This window comes from Pseudomonas sp. FSL R10-2964 (assembly GCF_009600035.1).
GTDB lineage: Bacteria > Pseudomonadota > Gammaproteobacteria > Pseudomonadales > Pseudomonadaceae > Aquipseudomonas > Aquipseudomonas bubulae.
Map to the genome: position 1 here is coordinate 1 of NZ_WIWH01000002.1, position 19609 is coordinate 19609.

Annotated in this window: 15 protein-coding genes; 7 read left to right on the forward strand and 8 right to left on the reverse strand. The window is 58.3% G+C overall.

The annotated features are described in order from the left end of the window. Positions 1–464: 464 nt before the first annotated feature. On the forward strand, positions 465–728 hold the full coding sequence (locus GHN92_RS01495; RefSeq protein ID WP_153379178.1) for a DUF3077 domain-containing protein: 264 nt from the start codon (positions 465–467) through the stop codon (positions 726–728). A gap of 218 nt (positions 729–946) precedes the next feature. Here GHN92_RS01495 and argA read toward each other — a convergent pair whose 3' ends face one another. Together argA and argE are read right to left on the reverse strand one after the other, a co-directional pair. Then, positions 947–2245 carry an amino-acid N-acetyltransferase gene (gene argA / locus GHN92_RS01500; RefSeq protein WP_095017751.1) on the reverse strand — a complete coding sequence of 433 codons (1299 nt, stop codon included), beginning with the start codon at positions 2243–2245 and terminating at the stop codon, positions 947–949. A gap of 133 nt (positions 2246–2378) precedes the next feature. Next, positions 2379–3521: an acetylornithine deacetylase gene (gene argE, locus GHN92_RS01505; protein WP_095000800.1), complete on the reverse strand. Its 1143-nt coding sequence runs from the start codon at positions 3519–3521 to the stop codon at positions 2379–2381. 158 nt (positions 3522–3679) lie between these two features. Between argE and GHN92_RS01510 the strand changes: the two genes are divergently transcribed. Continuing rightward, the gene (locus GHN92_RS01510; RefSeq protein ID WP_095000799.1) at positions 3680–5068 is read left to right on the forward strand and encodes an inorganic triphosphatase; all 1389 of its coding nucleotides are present in this window, start codon (positions 3680–3682) and stop codon (positions 5066–5068) included. A gap of 46 nt (positions 5069–5114) precedes the next feature. Here the strand turns inward: GHN92_RS01510 and GHN92_RS01515 are convergent, their stop codons facing one another. From GHN92_RS01515 to GHN92_RS01530, 4 genes are all read right to left on the reverse strand, one after another. Further along, positions 5115–5684: a lipocalin family protein gene (locus GHN92_RS01515; protein WP_095000798.1), complete on the reverse strand. Its 570-nt coding sequence runs from the start codon at positions 5682–5684 to the stop codon at positions 5115–5117. A 21-nt stretch (positions 5685–5705) separates the two neighbouring features. Further along, entirely contained in the window at positions 5706–5960 is a 255-nt protein-coding gene (gene bamE / locus GHN92_RS01520; RefSeq protein ID WP_016783130.1) for an outer membrane protein assembly factor BamE, read from the reverse strand. Positions 5961–6164: 204 nt separating this feature from the next. Beyond that, positions 6165–7175 carry a class 1 fructose-bisphosphatase gene (locus tag GHN92_RS01525; RefSeq protein ID WP_016783129.1) on the reverse strand — a complete coding sequence of 337 codons (1011 nt, stop codon included), beginning with the start codon at positions 7173–7175 and terminating at the stop codon, positions 6165–6167. A 165-nt stretch (positions 7176–7340) separates the two neighbouring features. Then, on the reverse strand, positions 7341–9788 hold the full coding sequence (locus tag GHN92_RS01530; RefSeq protein ID WP_095000797.1) for a glycogen/starch/alpha-glucan phosphorylase: 2448 nt from the start codon (positions 9786–9788) through the stop codon (positions 7341–7343). 265 nt (positions 9789–10053) lie between these two features. Here GHN92_RS01530 and GHN92_RS01535 point away from each other — a divergent pair, with 265 nt between their 5' ends. After that, entirely contained in the window at positions 10054–10491 is a 438-nt protein-coding gene (locus GHN92_RS01535) for a YkgJ family cysteine cluster protein (protein WP_095001087.1), read from the forward strand. Between the two features lie 228 nt (positions 10492–10719). On the opposite strand, the gene typA is transcribed toward GHN92_RS01535, so the two are convergent. Both typA and thiI read right to left on the reverse strand, forming a co-directional pair. Then, a complete protein-coding gene (gene typA / locus GHN92_RS01540; RefSeq protein WP_016783126.1) occupies positions 10720–12540 on the reverse strand; it encodes a translational GTPase TypA in 1821 nt (606 codons plus the stop codon). Between the two features lie 140 nt (positions 12541–12680). Next, complete coding sequence (thiI, locus tag GHN92_RS01545; protein WP_095000796.1) at positions 12681–14135, reverse strand: tRNA uracil 4-sulfurtransferase ThiI; 1455 nt, start codon at positions 14133–14135, stop codon at positions 12681–12683. Between the two features lie 332 nt (positions 14136–14467). Here thiI and glnA point away from each other — a divergent pair, with 332 nt between their 5' ends. The 4 genes from glnA to ntrC all read left to right on the forward strand — a co-directional run bounded on the left by glnA (position 14468) and on the right by ntrC (position 19390). After that, on the forward strand, positions 14468–15874 hold the full coding sequence (gene glnA / locus GHN92_RS01550) for a glutamate--ammonia ligase (RefSeq protein ID WP_095000795.1): 1407 nt from the start codon (positions 14468–14470) through the stop codon (positions 15872–15874). Positions 15875–16048: 174 nt separating this feature from the next. Continuing rightward, entirely contained in the window at positions 16049–16465 is a 417-nt protein-coding gene (locus tag GHN92_RS01555) for a cupin domain-containing protein (RefSeq protein WP_095023767.1), read from the forward strand. Positions 16466–16874: 409 nt separating this feature from the next. Then, on the forward strand, positions 16875–17960 hold the full coding sequence (gene glnL, locus GHN92_RS01560) for a nitrogen regulation protein NR(II) (protein WP_095000793.1): 1086 nt from the start codon (positions 16875–16877) through the stop codon (positions 17958–17960). Further along, entirely contained in the window at positions 17957–19390 is a 1434-nt protein-coding gene (ntrC, locus tag GHN92_RS01565; protein ID WP_088378458.1) for a nitrogen regulation protein NR(I), read from the forward strand. The genes glnL and ntrC overlap by 4 nt, the downstream gene beginning before the upstream one ends. Positions 19391–19609: the final 219 nt, after the last annotated feature.

The window sequence follows — 19609 nt, forward strand, 5'->3', positions numbered from 1 at the left end:
GCCATCTTGGCCTCCTGGCTTTAATGGCGGTGTATTTTACAGAAAATCGTATTTCTTGGGTTTACGTACAGAGCCTAGGCAGATCAAAAGCCCCTCACCCTAGCCCTCTCCCGGAGGGAGAGGGGACAGACCGGAGGTGTTCATGCGAGCGCGGGCGGTCAGTTCCTACGCCCACTGAGGCAAGGGACGGCTTAAGGATTTTGAAGGCCGGCGTACAGTGCGTCGTCACTGAAAAAACAGTGGCCGGACTTGAGAATCCGAGGAACAATTCGCGCGCTAACGCCAACCGATCCAGTCGATGGCGTTTTTTATGCACCAGCCCATCGTGTTATGGCGGCTGTGCGCGTGAGGCCCTAGGCCTGGCGGGTTTGCCTAATTGTCCCGTTTTCTCAGCTCGCGCATGGCTGCCACCTTTTACTGAGAACAAAATCTGGCAGCTCTTTATTAAATTAGGAGCGCACTCAATGACTGATCATCCCCCAATCAAAACTCTCGGCACTGTCACCTTCGGCCCCTGCGGCCAGGACAACCACGAGCTGTTCCGCGTCAACCCCGACATACCGCTGCGCCAGGCGCTGGAGCAGGTGTCGGCGTTGCTTTATTGCGCAAAAAAACTGGCGCTGGATGCCGCGCTGGACAAGAACTGCGAGCGCCATGCCTGGGCTTCACATTACTTGTGCGACATGGGCAAGGCGGTAATAGATGATTTGTGTTTGCGGGAGTTTTGACGGGGCTTGTTGAGCACCGCAGTTGCAGTTATCCGTAGCAGCTGACGAGTGGAACGAGGCTGCGTTCGGTTGCGCAGCGACCGTAAAACCAGAGTTCCAAGTTTAACTGGCACACCACGGTGTTTGACTTTACGACGGCTTCGCCGCCGAACGCAGCCTCGTTCCACTCGTCAGCTGCTACGAATCTTCTCCAGCCCAGAGCCTGAACAGCTGGCGCCTTACAGCGCTTTCTCAAAGATCTTCGAGTTACGCTGGTAGTTGTACAGCGACGCCCGCGCCGCCGGCAGGCGCTCTACACCGCTAGGCTCAAACCCGCGCTCACGGAACCAGTGAGCAGTGCGCGTGGTTAACACGAACAAGGTTTTCAGCCCCTGGGCACGGGCGCGGTTTTCAATACGTTCGAGCAACTCATCGCCACGACGGCCATGACGGTACTCCGGGTTCACCGCCAGACACGCCAGCTCCCCCGCATCCGAATCGGCAATCTGGTACAGCGCCGCACAGGCGATGATCATGCCTTCGCGCTCCACCACACTGAACTGTTCGATCTCACGCTCCAGCACTTCACGCGAACGACGCACCAGGATGCCCTGCTCTTCCAGCGGGCTGATCAATTCAAGCAGGCCGCCGACGTCTTCAATCGCCGCCTCCCGCGTAACTTCAAATTGTTCTTGCGCCACCAGCGTACCGCCACCGTTACGGGTGAACAGCTCGGTCAACAGCGCACCGTCTTCGGCATAACTGACGATATGGCTACGAGCCACGCCGCCACTGCAGGCCTCGGCGGCGGCTTCCAGCAATTCGGCCTGGTAGTCACTGCCCAGACGTTTCATATGCGCCGGCACCTGTTGTGGACGCAACTCACGCACCAACCGCCCTTCGGCATCGAGCAAACCCGATTCAGCACCAAACAGCAGCAGTTTGTCCGCCGCCAGGTCGATGGCGGCACGGGTGGCGACGTCTTCACAGGCCAAATTGAAAATCTCACCGGTGGGCGAGTAACCCAAGGGCGACAGCAGCACAATCGAGCGCTCATCGAGCAGGCGGTTGATGCCCTTGCGGTCCACCCGGCGCACTTCGCCGGTATGGTGAAAATCCACACCGTCGAGCACGCCGATCGGCCGCGCAGTGACCAGGTTGCCGCTGGCTACGCGCAGACGCGAACCCTGCATCGGCGAAGACGCCATGTCCATCGACAAGCGCGCTTCAATCGCAATGCGCAGTTGCCCGACAGCATCGATCACGCATTCGAGCGTTGATGCATCGGTCACACGCATGCCCTTGTGGTAATACGGCACCAGGCCACGCGCCTCAAGGCGGCTGTCGATCTGCGGGCGCGAACCGTGGACCAGCACCAGACGCACACCCAGGCTGTGCAACAGCACCAGGTCGTGGACGATATTGCCAAAGTTGGGGTGTGCCACACCGTCGCCAGGGAGCATGACAACAAAGGTGCAATCGCGGTGGGCATTGATGTAGGGAGACGCGTGACGCAACCAGTTAACGTAATCGTGCATAACCAGAGCCTGTAGAAAATAAATCGCCTAAAAAGGGCTAGAACAGCAAACGCACAACGGGCTGATGGCTATCGTCGAAACATTGTTGGCAACACGCGGCTCTCCTTGTGGATAAATCGTATGGGTATCTTCACTATTTCAGACAATAGTGTTCGATCAATTGAGTCAGTAGACGTACTGTCGGCTGCAAACGTGACATTTCCAGGTATTCCCCTGGTTGATGCGCACAGGCGATGTCACCCGGGCCCAATACCAGCGTTTCGCAACCAAGCTGCTGAAGATAAGGCGCTTCGGTGCCAAACGCTACTGCTTGCGCACGATGCCCGGTGAGGCGCTCAGCCACGCGCACCAACTCGGCATCGGCATCCTGCTCGAAGGGCGGCACTCCGGCGGCAATGGGCGCGAAATCGATCTTCACCTGATGACGCTCGGCCAGGGGTTGCAGCTTGCTGCGGATAATGGCCCGCAGCGCATTCGGGTCCATGCCCGGCAGCGGGCGCAGGTCAAATTCAAGCGAGCACTGGCCGCAAATCCGGTTGGGGTTGTCGCCGCCATGGATACAGCCAAAGTTAAGGGTCGGTTGCGGCACGCTGAACTGCGGATTGCGGTACTCATTGAGCCACTGCTGACGCAACCCCTTAAGTTCGCTGATCGCGTCGTGCATGGCCTCCAGCGCGCTGTGGCCCAGGCTTGGGTCGGATGAGTGACCGCTCTGCCCGAGGATCTCGATGCGCTCCATCATCACGCCCTTGTGCATGCGGATCGGCTTGAGCCCGGTCGGTTCACCAATCACCGCAGCACGGCCCAGCGGGCGACCAGCTTCGACCAGCGCCCTGGCCCCGGCCATCGAAGTTTCTTCGTCACAGGTGGCCAGAATCAGCAGTGGCTGCTTGAAGGGCTGATCGAGCAAAGGCCGCACTGCTTCGATCACCAGCGCAAAAAAGCCCTTCATATCGCAACTGCCAAGGCCAACCCAGCGGTTATCCACCTCTGTCAGCTTGAGCGGATCGGTCTGCCACAGCGCTTCATCGTAGGGCACGGTGTCGCTGTGCCCGGCCAGCACCAGCCCGCCGGGGCCACTGCCAAAACTGGCGAGCAAATTGAATTTGCCGGGGCTGACCTGCTGGATATCGCAGTTGAAACCCAAATCGCCAAGCCAGCTGGCCAGCAAATCGATCACCCCGCGGTTGGACTGATCCAGTGTCGGCTGGGTGCAACTGACCGACGGTACGGCGATCAAGGCAGCGAACTGCTCTTTCATGGAAGGTAAGGGCATGCGCTGACTTCCTGTAGGCGGGGCGAGGCCCATCATAGAGCTATCTGCGCCGCAGAATAAACCCTCGCGGCCCGCCGGGGCGGCGAGTCCTGTACACTGCACGGCCTTGGCAGCCACACTTTTTCCCGGCTGCGCAACCGTTCCTGGATTTTCCGGCCATGCAAAAAGAAACCGAAATCAAACTGCGCGTCAGCCGCGAAACCCTCGCCGCCTTGCGCGAGCACCCTTTGCTGAAAAAGCGCAACAAAAGTGGCTGGGAAAGCCGTGAGTTGTTGAACCAGTACTTCGATACACCTGAGCGCGACCTGGCCAAGGCCAAGGTTGCCCTGCGCCTGCGCCGTGATGGCGAAGACGTGATCCAGACCCTCAAGACCCGCGGCGAAAGCGTTGCTGGCCTGTCCGTACGCAACGAGTACGACTGGAACCTGCCCAAAGCCAAGCTCGACATCAAGAAGCTCGACGGCGAATGCTGGCCACAAGAGCTGGCCGAGCTGGACAAAAAAACTCTCAAGCCCATTTTCACCACGGATTTCGTACGCGAACGTGCTGAAATTTCCTGGGGCCGTGGCAAAGCCAAAGTGGTCATCGAAGCCGCTCTGGACCTGGGCCATGTGATTGCCGGCAAGCAGAAGGAAGAAATCTGCGAGCTGGAGCTCGAACTGCGCGAAGGCGAGCCGTCTGCCCTGCTGGAACTGGCCGCCGAACTGGCCGAGAAGCTGGCCCTGATGCCGTGTGATATCAGCAAGGCCGAGCGCGGCTATCGCCTGTTCGACGCCAACAGCTACGCCGTCACCCTGCCAGCCCCGGTGCTGACGCCAGAAACACCCCTGGACGATGCCTTCGCCGCCCTGGCCTGGCACTTGCTGGGCAATAGCCAGCGCCTGGCCGAGCAGTATCGCTTCAATGGCCACTGGCGTTTGCTGCAAGACTGGGTTCAGCAATTGATCGACCTGCGTGCACTGGTCAGCAGCCTGGGTCAAGCCGCACCACGTCAGTCCACCAGCGCCTTGCGCGCTGCGCTGGACGCCCTGCTGGAAGACTGGCGCCCGCTGGTGCAGATCGGTCAGGACGACGAAGATGTGCGCAAAGCCGCACCGGAGCAGTTCCTCGAGGAACTGGAAGACCCGCGCTGGGGCCAGTTCTCCCTGAACACTTCGCGCTGGTTGATGGAGCGCAGCTGGACTGTGGACCGTGGCACCACCCGGGGCAACCGCCAGGGCGCTGCGCAGCTGCAAAGCTGGTTGCCGCGTTTGTTGTCGGACGAAGCGATTGCCTTGCGTCTGAACCGCTACCAGCAGCAACCCGAAGACCTGGCCGAGCAACTGCCGCGCATCGAGCGTATTCAGGCCTGGCTGCGTCTGGCGCGTAACGTGCTGGAAATCCCGGAGCTGGACCGTCTGTACGGCGAGATGAACAAGCTGCAGGAACTGGCCAACCTGCCGATTTCTGAAGACGCCGAGAGCAACGACGAACTGCTCAACGCCCGCAAGCAGCAAGCCATCGCCGTGTACCAGAACCGCGCCTGGAAGACCCTGCTGCGCGCTTAAGCGCCCGGCCTGTGTCCCTCAGCGCCTGCTGAGGGACATTCCTGCCTTACTTCGTGCCCTTGGGCATGTCCGCATCCGGCGTGCGCCAGATCAAGCGTGTGGTGTCATAGCCTTGCTGCTGAGCCTTGCTGAGCAACTCGTCACGGGTTTGCTGATCAACCTGCGGTTTACGCGACAGCAACCACAAGTATTTACGGTCGGGATTGCCTACCAGCGCCGTGCTGTAGTTGTCGCCCAGGTACAACACCCAGTAATCGCCCTTGGTCACACCCGGCAAAAGGGTCGATACCCAATTGTCGAACTCGACCCACAGCTTGTCGGTCTTGCCCTCCACTTGCGGCGTTGCCGTGCCCCTGGCCTCCTCCCACTTGCCCTCTGCGGTGCGGCAACGGTTCAACACCGCCACGTCGCCATCCGGCTTCAAGCTGTAATGGGCTTCGGACTGCGCGCAATTGCGCTGGAAGAACATCGGCAACCGCGCCAATTCATACCAGGTGCCCTGATAGCGCTTGAGGTCGACACTGGAGACGGTGTTGGGCGCCAGCGAATCGCTGCTGGAACTTGCACACCCGCCCAATAACAGCGCAGCCCCGAGACTGACTAAAAGACGTTTCATCGTAAACGCTCCTGATCGGTCTTACTTCAAACCCTGGCCCGAGAAAATCAGCACTTTGTCGCCTGCGTACTGCACGCTGATAAAGCTCTTCTGATCGCCCCAGGTGCAGCTCGACATGCCCAGCGCGCCGGAGCAATCGGTCGGGGTGCCCAGCAACTGCTCGACTTCGGCCTTGGTCATGCCGGTCGACAGTTTCGAGTAGTTTTGCTGATTGATTTTGCTGCACGCGGCCAGCAAGACACAGAACGACAACAACGCCAGAGAACGCAACTTCATGGAAAGCTCCTGAGAAAGAAAGTCGGCAGTGCCGCTTGATCCAAGCTTAGAAGAGAAAAGCGCAGGCTGGTTCCCGCAGGACGCAGGGATTTATTTCAGGAGGGATAACAACAGTGGGAACGGGCTTGCTTGCGATACAGGCAACCCGGTATGCCTGACATACCGGGTCGATGCTATCGCGAGCAAGCCCGCTCCCACAGGGGCTTACGCTTTGTGGTAAGCGGTGATGCGTGCGACTTCTTCTTTCGAGCCCAGGTACACGGCTACACGCTGGTGCAGGCCTTCTGGCTGGATGTCGAGAATGCGCTGATGGCCATCAGTCGATGCGCCGCCAGCCTGTTCCACCAGGAACGACATCGGGTTGGCTTCGTACATCAAACGCAATTTGCCCGGCTTGGACGGCTCACGGCTGTCGCGCGGGTACATGAACAGACCACCGCGGGTCAGGATACGGTGCACGTCGGCAACCATGGCGGCAATCCAGCGCATGTTGAAATTCTTTTTCAACGGACCTTCTTCACCTGCCAGCAGTTCGTCAACGTAGCGCTGTACCGGGGCTTCCCAGTGACGCTGGTTGGACATGTTGATGGCAAATTCCTGGGTAGCGTCAGGAATGGTGATGTCTTCGTGGGTCAGTACGAAGCTGCCCATTTCGCGGTCCAGGGTAAAGCCTTTGACGCCGTCGCCCAGGGTCAGAACCAGCATGGTCTGCGGGCCGTAGATGGCGTAACCGGCAGCGACTTGCTGAGTGCCTGGCTGCAGGAAGGCCTTTTCATTCAAAGGTTCGTTCTGGGTCAGGTATTCGTTCGGGCAACGCAGTACCGAGAAGATAGTGCCAACTGGTGCGTTGATGTCGATGTTCGACGAGCCGTCCAGCGGGTCGAATACCAGCAGGTACGCGCCTTTCGGGTATTTGCCCGGGATCTGGTAGGCATTGTCCATTTCTTCGGACGCCATGCCGGCCAGGTGACCGCCCCATTCGTTGGCTTCAAGCAGGATCTCGTTGGAGATCACATCGAGCTTCTTCTGCACTTCACCTTGCACGTTTTCGGTGCCCATGCTGCCCAGAACACCACCCAGGGCGCCTTTGGATACGGCGTGGCTGATCTCTTTGCAAGCACGCGCCACCACTTCGATGAGGAAACGCAAATCAGCAGGCGTGTTGTTGCTGCGGGTCTGCTCGATCAAATAGCGACTCAGGGTAACGCGGGACATGTAAGGCTCCGAACAAGGGGGAGGGGGCGAAAAACCCGCGCAGTTTAGCGCGTGTTGCCGTGCAAATCTTCTAATCAGACTCAGAACTGGCCGAACGGGTTCCAAAACAGCCACCAGAGACCCTGTGGGAGCAGGCTTGCTCGCTCCCACAGCGCGTGAAACTTCCTACAACGCTTTCCAGATCTCGGTCGCGTATTCGCGAATGGTCCGGTCCGATGAGAACCAGCCCATGCGTGCCGTGTTCAACACGGATTTGCGCCACCACTCTTCCCTGTCGTGCCACAGGTGCTCCACGCGCATCTGGGCATCCCAGTAGGCATCGAAGTCGGCACACACCAGGAACCGGTCATATTCGATCAGCGAATCCACCAGGCCGGTGTAGCGCGCAGGGTCGTCGTGGGAGAACACCCCGCCACGAATCGCCTGCAACACGTCATTGAGCCTGTGTGAGGCCGCGACATCCGGTGCTGCATGGAACTCGCCATTGCGCTTGCGCGCTTCGACCTGCTGCGAGCTCAGACCAAAGATAAACATATTGTCGGCACCCACCCGCTCGCACATTTCGACGTTGGCGCCATCCATTGTGCCAATGGTCAGCGCGCCGTTAAGGCCGAACTTCATGTTGCTGGTGCCCGACGCTTCGTAGCCTGCCGTGGAGATCTGTTCGGACAAGTCAGCCGCCGGAATGATGCTTTCGGCCAGGCTGACGTTGTAGTTGGGGATAAACACCACCTTGAGCAGACCGCGTACGGTGGGATCATTGTTGACGGTACGGGCGATGTCATTGGCCAGTTTGATGATGAGTTTGGCCTGTTCATAACTGGCCGCCGACTTGCCGGCAAAAATCTTCACCCGTGGCACCCATTGGTTGCCCGGCTCGGCCCGAATGGCCTGATACAGCGCTACGGTGTGCATCAGGTTGAGCAGTTGGCGCTTGTACTCGTGAATCCGTTTGACCTGCACATCGAACAGGGCTTCAGGGTTGACCACGACCCCCAGGCGCTCATAAATCAGCGCCGCCAGGGTGCATTTGCTTTGCAGGCGCTGTTCGGCGAAGCGTTTGCGAAAATCGGAGCGCTCGGCAAAAGGCTCCAGCCTGATCAGTTTGTGTTCGGTTTCATCAAGCACATCCGGGCCCAGCACATCCACCAGCATGGCGGTCAATGGCGGGTTGGCCTGGAACAGCCAGCGGCGGAAGGTCACGCCGTTGGTTTTGTTGTTGATGCGCTCCGGGTAGAGCTTGTGCAACTCGGCGAACACGGTGCTGCGCATCAATTGCGTATGCAGCCCGGAAACGCCATTGACGCTGTGGGAACCGAGAAATGCCAGGTTGCCCATGCGTACCCGGCGGCCGTGGTCTTCCTCGATCAGCGAAACGGCACGCAACACGTCAAAATCATGAATGCCCTTGGCCCGCAGCGCATCGATATGGTGTGCGTTAATCAGGTAGATGATCTGCATATGGCGCGGCAACAGCCGCTCCATCAAGCCCACAGGCCAGGTTTCCAGCGCTTCCGGAAGCAACGTGTGGTTGGTATAGGACAAGGTGTCGACGGTGACCTGCCACGCCGCATGCCATTCAATGCCGTGCTCATCAACCAGGATACGCATCAGCTCGGCCACGGCGATCGAGGGGTGGGTGTCGTTGAGCTGGATCGACACATGCTCGGCCAGGTTCAGCAGCGTCTCATGGACGTGCAGATGGCGGCGCAGCAGGTCTTGCAACGAGGCCGAGACAAAGAAGAATTCCTGGCGCAGACGCAGCTCCTGGCCAGCCTCGTTGCTGTCAGCCGGGTACAGCACGCGGGAGATGCTCTCGGCCCGTACCACTTCGGCCACCGCCCCCAAATGATCGCCTGCGTTGAAGCGGCCCAGGTTCAGATCGTGCAGGGCCCTCGCCCGCCACAGACGCAGGGTGTTGACGCTGGCCCCGCGCCAGCCCACAACAGGCGTGTCATAGGCAATAGCCCGCACCGTCTCGCCCGGCCACCAGATCTGCCGCAGCTGGCCTTGTTCATCCTGTTTGGTTTCAACCGAACCGCCAAAACCCACCGAGTACAGCACTTCAGCACGCTCGAACTCCCACGGGTTGCCGAAATCCAGCCAGTTCTCGGTTTGTTCCTGCTGCCAGCCATCGACAATGCTCTGGCGAAACAGCCCGTGCTCATAGCGGATGCCATAGCCGTGGGCGGCAATGCCCAGGGTCGACATGCTTTCCATAAAGCACGCCGCCAGCCGACCCAGGCCACCATTACCAAGGGCCGCGTCCGGCTCCAGGACACGGATGCGCTCCAGATCCACGCCAAGCTCGCCCAGTGCCTCACGCGCCACCTCCAGCAACCCCAGGTTGCTCAGGCTGTCGTACAGCAGGCGACCGATCAGAAACTCCAGCGACAGGTAGTACACCCGTTTCTGGTCCTTGCGATAAATCTGCCGGGTGCTGTCCATCCAGTGCTCGACCATATGGTCGCGGGCGGCCAAGGCTATGGCCTCAAACCAGTCATGGTCAAACGCGTGTTCCGGGTCCTTACCCACCGCGTAAGTCAGCTTGGCTACTACAGCGGCACGGAAAGCCGCCACCTGTGCGTCACGAACAAGCGGTTCCTGGGGCATCGATACAACCTCAATCGAGATGGGGCGATTTGAAGAGCGAGTGGTGTCAGCCTAGACGCTTCAACAGAAACAAAGTGCTTTGATTCGGGCTTTTTTCGGCGATTATTTAAAAAAAGCTGACAAAGTGAATGCCGCCCCAAAACGAGGCACATTCGCAGTTGAACGCTTTAAAACATGGCTCTGATCGAAAAACCGGCAAATGGTTGTTCACTCCTTCAGCAACCCCGGTATGATCGCGCGCCCTGATGCACGCTGGAATACAAGTCTGATGAAGTCCAACCTGATCGCCGCCGCGGAAATCGACCGTCTCGATACCTGGGCCAAATACTCCGCGCCCATGTGCGGCTCCTGCATTTCCAGCTGCTGCACCTTGCCGGTCGAGGTCAAAATCAAAGACCTGATCCGCATCGGCATCGTTGACGAGTTCGAGATGGGCGACCCGCCGAAGAACATCGCCAAGCGCCTGCAAAAGGAAGGGATCGTTGAGCGCTTCAACCAGAAGTCCGGGATTTTCACCCTGCAGCGCATGAGCAATAACGACTGCCTGTACCTGGACCGCAAATCGCGCATGTGCACGATTTATGAGATTCGCCCGGATACCTGCCGCAACCATCCGCGGATTGGCCCGCGCCCAGGTTACTGCGCGTATGTGCCCAAGGCCGTTGAGCGCAAGAACAGCAGCGTCAAGCTGATGGATTTTTAACCTGCAGCGCAGAATCGACTGACAGATCGTTTCGCGGGCAAGCCCGCTCCCACAATTACCACAGCCCCCTGTGGGAGCCGGGCTTTCCTGCGATGGCCTGTACGCAAATGACCTGACAGACCGCGCTCGCCGCAGCACGGGCAGCGATGAACGAGTCAAATCCCGACCATAAAAAAACGCCCCCGACCGCAAGGTCGGGGGCGTTTTTGTAACCGCTAACTAAGTAACTTAGTTTTTGGCCTTTTTAGCAGCGCGGGTACGCTCGCCTTCGTCCAGGATCTTCTTACGAAGACGGATGGACTTAGGAGTCACTTCGCACAGCTCGTCGTCCTGGATGAATTCCAGAGCCTGTTCCAGAGTGAAGCGAACAGGTGGAACCAGAGCGATGGTTTCGTCTTTACCCGAAGCACGCATGTTGTCGAGCTTCTTGCCCTTGGTAGGGTTAACGCCCATGTCGGTGTCACGGCTGTTCAGACCAACGATCTGACCGTTGTAGATCTCTTGACCGTGCTCAACGAACAGCTTGCCACGCGCCTGCAGGGTTTCCAGGGAGTAGGTCAGCGCCTTGCCAGTTTCAACCGATACCAGAACGCCGTTCTGACGGCCGGACATGTGGCCCGACTTCATCACGTCGTAACGGTCGAAGATCGAGGTCAGGATACCAGCACCGTTGGTCAGGGTCAGGAACTGGTTACGGAAACCGATAAGACCACGAGCAGGGATGTTGTATTCCAGACGCACACGGCCTTTGCCATCCGGCACCATGTTGGTCAGGTCGCCCTTACGCAGACCCATCTCTTCCATCACCTTGCCCTGAGATTCTTCAGGCAGGTCGATGGTGACGTTTTCGAACGGTTCGTGCTTGACGCCGTCAACCAGGCGGATGATCACTTCTGGACGACCAACGCCCATTTCGAAGCCTTCACGACGCATGGTTTCGATCAGTACGGACAAGTGCAGCTCGCCACGGCCCGATACTTTGAATTTGTCAGCCGAGTCGCCTTCTTCAACGCGCAGAGCAACGTTGTACAGCAGCTCTTTGTCCAGACGTTCCTTGATGTTACGGGAAGTCACGAACTTGCCTTCTTTACCGCAGAAAGGCGAGTCGTTTACCTGGAAGGTCATGGAAACGGTTGGCTCGTCAACGGTCAACGGCTTCATCGCTTCAACGTTCATCGGATCACACAGGGTGTCGGAGATGAACAGCGAATCCATACCGCTGATGCAAACGATGTCGCCTGCCGAAGCTTCTTCAACGTCTACACGGTGCAGACCGTGGTGACCCATCAGCTTCAGGATACGACCGTTGCGGCGCTTGCCGTCAGCGTCGATGGCAACAACCGGGGTGTTCGGCTTGACGCGACCACGAGCGATACGGCCAACACCGATAATGCCCAGGAAGCTGTTGTAGTCCAGTGCCGAGATTTGCATCTGGAACGGACCGTCACGGTCTACGGCTGGTGCTGGTACGTTGTCGACGATCGACTGGTACAGCGGGGTCATGTCTTCAGCCATGTCGGTGTGGTCAAGACCAGCAATACCGTTCAGGGCAGAGGCGTAAACCACTTTGAAGTCCAGCTGTTCTTCGGTAGCACCCAGGTTGTCGAACAGATCGAAGATCTGGTCCAGAACCCAGTCCGGACGTGCGCCCGGACGGTCAACCTTGTTGATGACCACGATTGGACGCAGGCCGGCTTCGAAAGCCTTCTTGGTCACAAAACGGGTTTGCGGCATAGGGCCGTCTTGAGCGTCAACCAGCAGCAGAACGGAGTCAACCATCGACATTACGCGTTCAACTTCGCCGCCGAAGTCGGCGTGGCCCGGGGTATCCACGATGTTGATGTGGTAGCCGTTCCAGTTGATGGCGGTGTTTTTCGCCAGAATGGTAATACCGCGCTCTTTCTCCTGGTCGTTGGAGTCCATTACGCGTTCGTCGTTAAGCTCGTTGCGCTCCAGGGTGCCGGATTGACGCAAGAGTTTGTCTACCAGGGTGGTTTTACCGTGGTCAACGTGAGCAATGATGGCGATGTTACGTAGATTTTCGATCACTTGTGTATCTCGATCAGAGGATTCGGTGTGCTGACTGAGTCCAGGCAGCGATTAACAGTAGAGTCCGTGCAAGCCGTTACAGCTTGACGGCGGCGTCGGGGGGCCGGTGACGCAGGCCACAGGCATACAGCCCCGGGCTCTTAGCTCGGTCGATAAACGCGCACATTGGCATGTCCCTCACTGAGCAAATGGTGAGCATGCAGGCGACTCATCACGCCTTTGTCGCAATACAACAGGTACTGACGGGTGTCATCCAGTTCCTTGAAGCGGCTGTTCAAAGCATAGAACGGCAACGCTTGTACTTCGATGCCAGCCAGTTCCAGCGGTTGATCTTCCTGAGCATCCGGGTGACGGATGTCGATTACGATCTGGCCCGCCAGCACTTCGCTGACTTCTTCGACTTGCAAGTCCTGGCCCAATTCATCGATTACCCGATCAATCGGCACCAGTTTGGCCCGCTCGAGCGCACGCTCAAGCACGGCCATATCAAACTGTTGTTCTTCATACTCCACGCGGTTGCGCTTGGCGTGGGTCTTGGGGTTGACCGAAATCACCCCGCAATATTCAGGCATATGCTTGGCGAAGTCAGCCGTACCGATTTCTTCTGCCAGATCGATGATGTCCTGCTTGTGGCTGGCGATCAGCGGGCGCAACACCAGCTTGTCTGTAGCCGAATCAATCAGCGACAAGTTGGGCAGCGTCTGGCTCGACACCTGGGAAATCGCTTCACCGGTCACCAGCACTTCGATATCGAGGCGTTCGGCAATACGCGTTGCAGCGCGCAACATCATACGCTTCAAAATGACGCCCATATGACTGTTATCGACTTTGCCGAGAATTTCGCCCAAAACTTCTTCGAACGGAACGCTCACAAACAGCACGCGCTGGGAGCTGCCGTACTTCTTCCATATATAGTGCGCGACTTCCATCACGCCCAGTTCATGGGCACGTCCGCCCAGGTTGAAGAAGCAGAAATGGCTCATGAGGCCGCGACGCATGATCTGGTAGGCCGCCACGGTAGAATCGAAACCACCGGACATCAGCACCAGGGTCTGCTCGAGCGAACCCAACGGGTAGCCACCAATACTGTCGTGCTGGTTGTGAATCACAAACAACCGTTGGTCGCGAATTTCAATGCGAACTTCGATTTCTGGCTTTTTCAGCTCGATTCCGGCCGCACCGCACTCACGACGCAGCTTGCTGCCGACGTATTTCTCGACTTCCATCGAGGTAAACGGGTGCTTGCCAGCGCGCTTGCAACGCACCGAAAAGATCTTGCCCGCCAGCGCATCGCCGAAGTGCAATTTGCACTTTTCAACGATGTCGTCGAAGTCGCCCAACGGGTACTCGTCAACCTGCAGAAAATGCGCGATGCCCGGCATGCAGCTCAGGCGTTCGGTCATTTCTTTCAAGGCTTTAGGGTCACTTACGCGCGTTTGCAGCTCGATGTTGTCCCACACGCCCGTCACCACCACAGCCGGGTCCAGATCGCGGAGCACAGTACGGATGTTTTTGGCCAATTGACGGACGAAACGCATCCGAACCGGACGGCTCTTGATAGTGATTTCGGGGAAGACTTTAACGATTAGTTTCATGAAAACAGCGCGCGAGCAGCCTGCCAAAAAAGGGGGGCGCGGATTATAGCGGAAATTGCTCAAGGTTTAACCAGTTATCGTACAAACGGTTTTCATCGCACCAAAATAGAACATAAACGCCAGATTTCGCTTCATTTGGGTGCGATAAACGCGGCTAATCGGTAGTCTGCCCCGCTTACCTGCTTGAGATTGGCGCATTACGCCCAAGTCGGGGCACTGGCATGCAATTTGCTCCCTTGTGAGGCAGGTTGCCTTGGCAGAGTATTCGCGCCGGCATCAACCACTTATTAAGGGCATTCCACTACCAGCCCTAAGCCACCCCGGAGGACACTATGTCGAAGTCGGTTCAACTCATCAAAGATCATGACGTCAAGTGGATTGATCTGCGCTTCACTGATACCAAAGGCACTCAGCACCACGTGACCATGCCGGCCCGTGATGCGCTGGATGAAAACTTCTTCACCGACGGCAAAATGTTCGACGGCTCCTCCATTGCTGGCTGGAAAGGCATCGAAGCGTCCGACATGATCCTGCTGCCAGACGACAGCACTGCTGTTCTGGACCCGTTCACCGAACAGCCTACGCTGATCCTGGTGTGCGACATCATCGAACCGTCGACCATGCAAGGCTATGACCGCGACCCACGCGCCATCGCTACCCGTGCCGAGGAATACCTGAAGTCCACCGGTATCGGCGACACCGTTTTCGTTGGCCCGGAGCCAGAGTTCTTCATCTTTGACCAGGTGAAGTTCAAGTCCGACATTTCCGGCTCCATGTTCAAGATCTACTCCGAACAGGGTTCGTGGATGTCCGACCAGGACGTGGAAGGCGGCAACAAAGGCCACCGTCCCGGCGTCAAAGGCGGTTATTTCCCGGTTCCGCCGTTCGACCATGACCACGAAATCCGTACCTCCATGTGCAACGCCATGGAAGAGATGGGCCTAGTTATCGAAGTTCACCACCACGAAGTGGCAACTGCTGGCCAGAACGAAATCGGCGTGCAGTTCAACACCCTGGTGAAAAAGGCTGACGAAGTTCAGACCCTGAAATACTGCGTACACAACGTGGCAGATGCCTACGGCCGTACCGCTACCTTCATGCCAAAGCCTCTGTACGGCGACAACGGCTCGGGTATGCACGTTCACATGTCCATCTCCAAAGATGGCAAGAACACCTTCGCAGGCGAAGGCTATGCCGGCCTGTCCGACACTGCCCTGTTCTTCATCGGCGGTATCATCAAGCACGGTAAGGCCCTGAACGGCTTCACCAACCCGGCTACCAACTCCTACAAGCGTCTGGTACCAGGCTTCGAAGCACCGGTAATGCTGGCCTACTCGGCTCGTAACCGTTCGGCTTCGATCCGTATTCCTTACGTGTCCAGCCCTAAAGCTCGCCGTATCGAAGCACGCTTCCCGGATCCAGCAGCCAACCCGTACCTGTGCTTCGCGGCACTGATGATGGCTGGTCTGGACGGTATCCAGAACAAGATCCACCCTGGCGACGCAGCGGACAAAAACCTGTATGACCTGCCGCCTGAAGAAGCCAAAGAGATCCCGCAAGTGTGCGGCAGCCTGAAAGAGGCCCTGGAGGAACTGGACAAAGGTCGCGCGTTCCTGACCAAAGGCGGCGTTTTCAGCGACGACTTCATCGACGCGTACATCGCCCTGAAAAGCGAAGAAGAAATCCAGGTTCGTACCTTCGTACACCCACTGGAATACGAGCTGTACTACAGCTGCTAATCCGGTGACGCCTGCGCAAGCGGCGTGATTTGAAAAAGCCTCCTTCGGGAGGCTTTTTTGTGGGCGCCGTCTTACACAAGCATCGGATCAGAGCTTCTGGATTCGTGCCTGCACCTGACAGCCACCCTGCTGAGTGACCGGTAGTTTGTCGCCACTCAACCAATGGAGACTGACATGCACCCCTTACTCGCCCTCAAAACCCTGCTGCTGGCATGCGCCTGCCTGCTCATGCTGGGCTGCAACAGTTCACCCACTGCAGTAACGGTCGAACAACTGCTCAAGACAGGCCAATCCTGGACAGGCACCCCTTACACCTGGCCGGACGGCAAGCCGGAATTCACCGTGGTCAAAATCACACTCCCGGCCAACACCGCACTGAAATGGCACACGCACCCCATGCCCAATATCGCCTACGTGGTCGCTGGTGAACTGCTGGTCGAAACCGAAGACGGCATGCACAAAACCACGCTCAAACCTGGCCAGGTACTGCCCGAGATGGTCAATACTTCCCATCGAGGCACCAGCGGCAAGGCCCCGGTAGAACTGATCGTGTTCTATGCAGGCACGCCCGGCATGCCGCTGTCCCATTAACCACGCAAGGCCCGTAGCAGGTACCGGAAGCTGCGTTCGAAACGCAAAACGGTGGTCACCTCAGAGTGGGCGCTGCCTGTGTCGCATCGCGCACTCGGGGCTTATGACCGGTGTGCGCTCGAACGCGGCACACAACCTCTGGCTGCACCCATAGCAAATATCCCGCGCACATTTTCAGGCAACTGAATCCATTCATCTAAATTGCACTATATTGGTGCGACTATAGTTTGATAGTGCACTTACCAGCCCAATTTGGTTCATAAACACTCGCATGCCGGGCTGCGGCGATATGCGCCCAGCTTGTAAACGCCTATTTCAGGGGAGCGACGCTTCTTTTCGGAGCCTTGGTTTGGTTTTTGCATTTTCCTTGCACCAGCGCTTCACCGCGCACGCAATCCGGGATCGGCCCATGACCATCAGTGACGCCCTGCACCGACTGTTACTCGACAACCTGACCACTGCCACGCTTTTACTCAATGCTGATTTGCGCCTTGAGTACATGAACCCGGCGGCAGAGATGCTGTTGGCGATCAGCGGTCAACGCAGTCACGGCCAGTTCATCAGCGAGCTCTTTACGGAGTCCACCGAGGCTCTGCACTCGCTGCGCCAGGCAGTTGAGCAAGCGCACCCGTTTACCAAACGCGAAGCCATGCTGACCTCGCTGACGGGCCAGAACCTGACGGTGGACTATGCCGTAACGCCCATCTTGAGCAATGGCGGCACCATGCTGTTGCTTGAGGTACACCCCCGCGACCGTCTGCTGCGCATCACCAAAGAAGAAGCCCAGCTGTCCAAGCAAGAAACCAGCAAGATGCTGGTACGCGGCCTGGCCCACGAGATAAAGAACCCTCTGGGAGGCATTCGCGGTGCGGCCCAGCTGCTGGCCCGGCAATTGCCCGACGAAAACCTGCGCGACTACACCAACGTCATCATCGAAGAAGCAGATCGCCTGCGTAACCTGGTCGACCGCATGCTGGGCTCCAACAAACTGCCGTCGCTGGCCATGACCAACGTCCACGAAGTACTGGAACGCGTGTGCAATCTGGTCGAAGCCGAGACCCAGGGCAGCATCACTTTGGTGCGTGACTATGACCCCAGCCTGCCTGACCTGCTGATCGACCGTGAACAGATGATCCAGGCAGTACTCAATATCGTGCGCAACGCCATGCAGGCCATCGGCAGCCAGAATGAGCTGCGCCTGGGCCGCATCAGCCTGCGCACCCGCGCCATGCGCCAGTTCACCATTGGCCACATACGCCACCGGCTGGTGACAAAAATCGAAATTATCGACAACGGCCCGGGCATACCGTTCGAGCTGCAAGACACCCTGTTTTTCCCGATGGTCAGCGGCCGCCCGGACGGTACCGGGCTTGGCCTGGCCATCACGCAAAACATCATCAGTCAGCACCAGGGGTTGATCGAGTGTGAAAGCCACCCCGGCCACACACTCTTCTCGATCTTTCTACCACTGGAACAAGGAGCCGCATCGACATGAGCCGAAGTGAAACCGTGTGGATCGTCGACGACGACCGTTCAATCCGCTGGGTACTGGAAAAAGCCTTGCAACAGGAAGGCATGACCACACAAAGTTTCGACAGTGCCGATGGGGTCATGAGCCGACTGGCTCGCCAACAGCCTGACGTGATCATTTCCGATATCCGCATGCCCGGCTCCAGCGGTCTGGACCTGCTCGCCAAAATCCGCGAACAGCACCCGCGCCTGCCGGTCATCATCATGACCGCTCATTCCGATCTGGACAGCGCGGTAGCGTCCTATCAGGGCGGCGCATTCGAATACCTGCCCAAGCCGTTTGATGTCGATGACGCCGTGTCTCTGGTCAAGCGCGCCAACCAGCACGCCCAGGAGCAGCAAGGCCTGGCCGTAGCGCCGACGCTGGCCCCGACGCCGGAAATCATCGGCGAAGCCCCGGCGATGCAAGAGGTGTTTCGTGCCATTGGCCGCCTGAGCCACTCCAACATCACGGTGCTGATCAACGGTGAATCAGGTACCGGCAAAGAGCTGGTGGCCCACGCCCTGCACCGCCACAGCCCGCGGGCCGCGTCGCCATTTATCGCATTGAACATGGCTGCGATCCCCAAGGACCTCATGGAATCCGAGCTATTCGGCCATGAAAAAGGCGCTTTCACTGGCGCTGCAAACCTGCGCCGGGGCCGTTTTGAGCAGGCCGATGGCGGCACCCTGTTCCTCGATGAGATCGGCGACATGCCGGCGGACACCCAAACCCGGTTGCTGCGGGTACTGGCCGATGGCGAGTTCTACCGGGTTGGCGGGCACACGCCGGTCAAGGTCGATGTTCGCATCATCGCAGCCACACACCAGAACCTTGAAACCCTGGTGCAGGCCGGCAAGTTTCGTGAAGACCTGTTCCACCGTCTGAACGTAATCCGCATCCATATTCCGCGCCTGTCAGACCGCCGCGAAGACATCCCGACCCTGGCCCGGCACTTTCTCAGCAGCGCCGCGCAAGAACTGTCCGTAGAGCCAAAACTGCTCAAGGCCGAGACCGAGCAGTACCTGAAAAACCTGCCCTGGCCAGGCAACGTGCGCCAGCTGGAGAACACCTGCCGCTGGATCACGGTGATGGCTTCGGGTCGCGAAGTGCATATCGGCGACCTGCCTCCCGAGTTGCTCAACCTGCAACAGGACGCCTCCCCTGTCACCAACTGGGAGCAGGCACTGCGCCAGTGGGCTGACCAGGCGCTGGGGCGTGGCCAGTCCAACCTGCTCGACAGTGCAGTGCCGACCTTTGAGCGGATCATGATCGAGACGGCGCTCAAGCACACCGCAGGCCGCCGTCGCGACGCTGCCGTGCTGTTGGGCTGGGGCCGCAATACCTTGACCCGCAAGATCAAGGAACTGGGCATGAAGATCGATGGCGACGAGGATGAGGGCGACGAGGCTTGAAGCCGTTCAAAAGCGCCCTCACCCAATCCTCTCCCGTAGGGAGAGGGAGCTGATGGGTGGTGTTTCATAAATCTGCTTTTGCCTTTAGTCCCCTTTCCCTGTGGAAGAGGGTTAGGGGCTCTTGATCTGACCGCACCACCCTCAAGCAACCCGCCCCAATATCGTGCACAGCTCTAGCCCAAGGGTTTGCGCCAAACCCGGGGAAAAAATCAGCCCCCA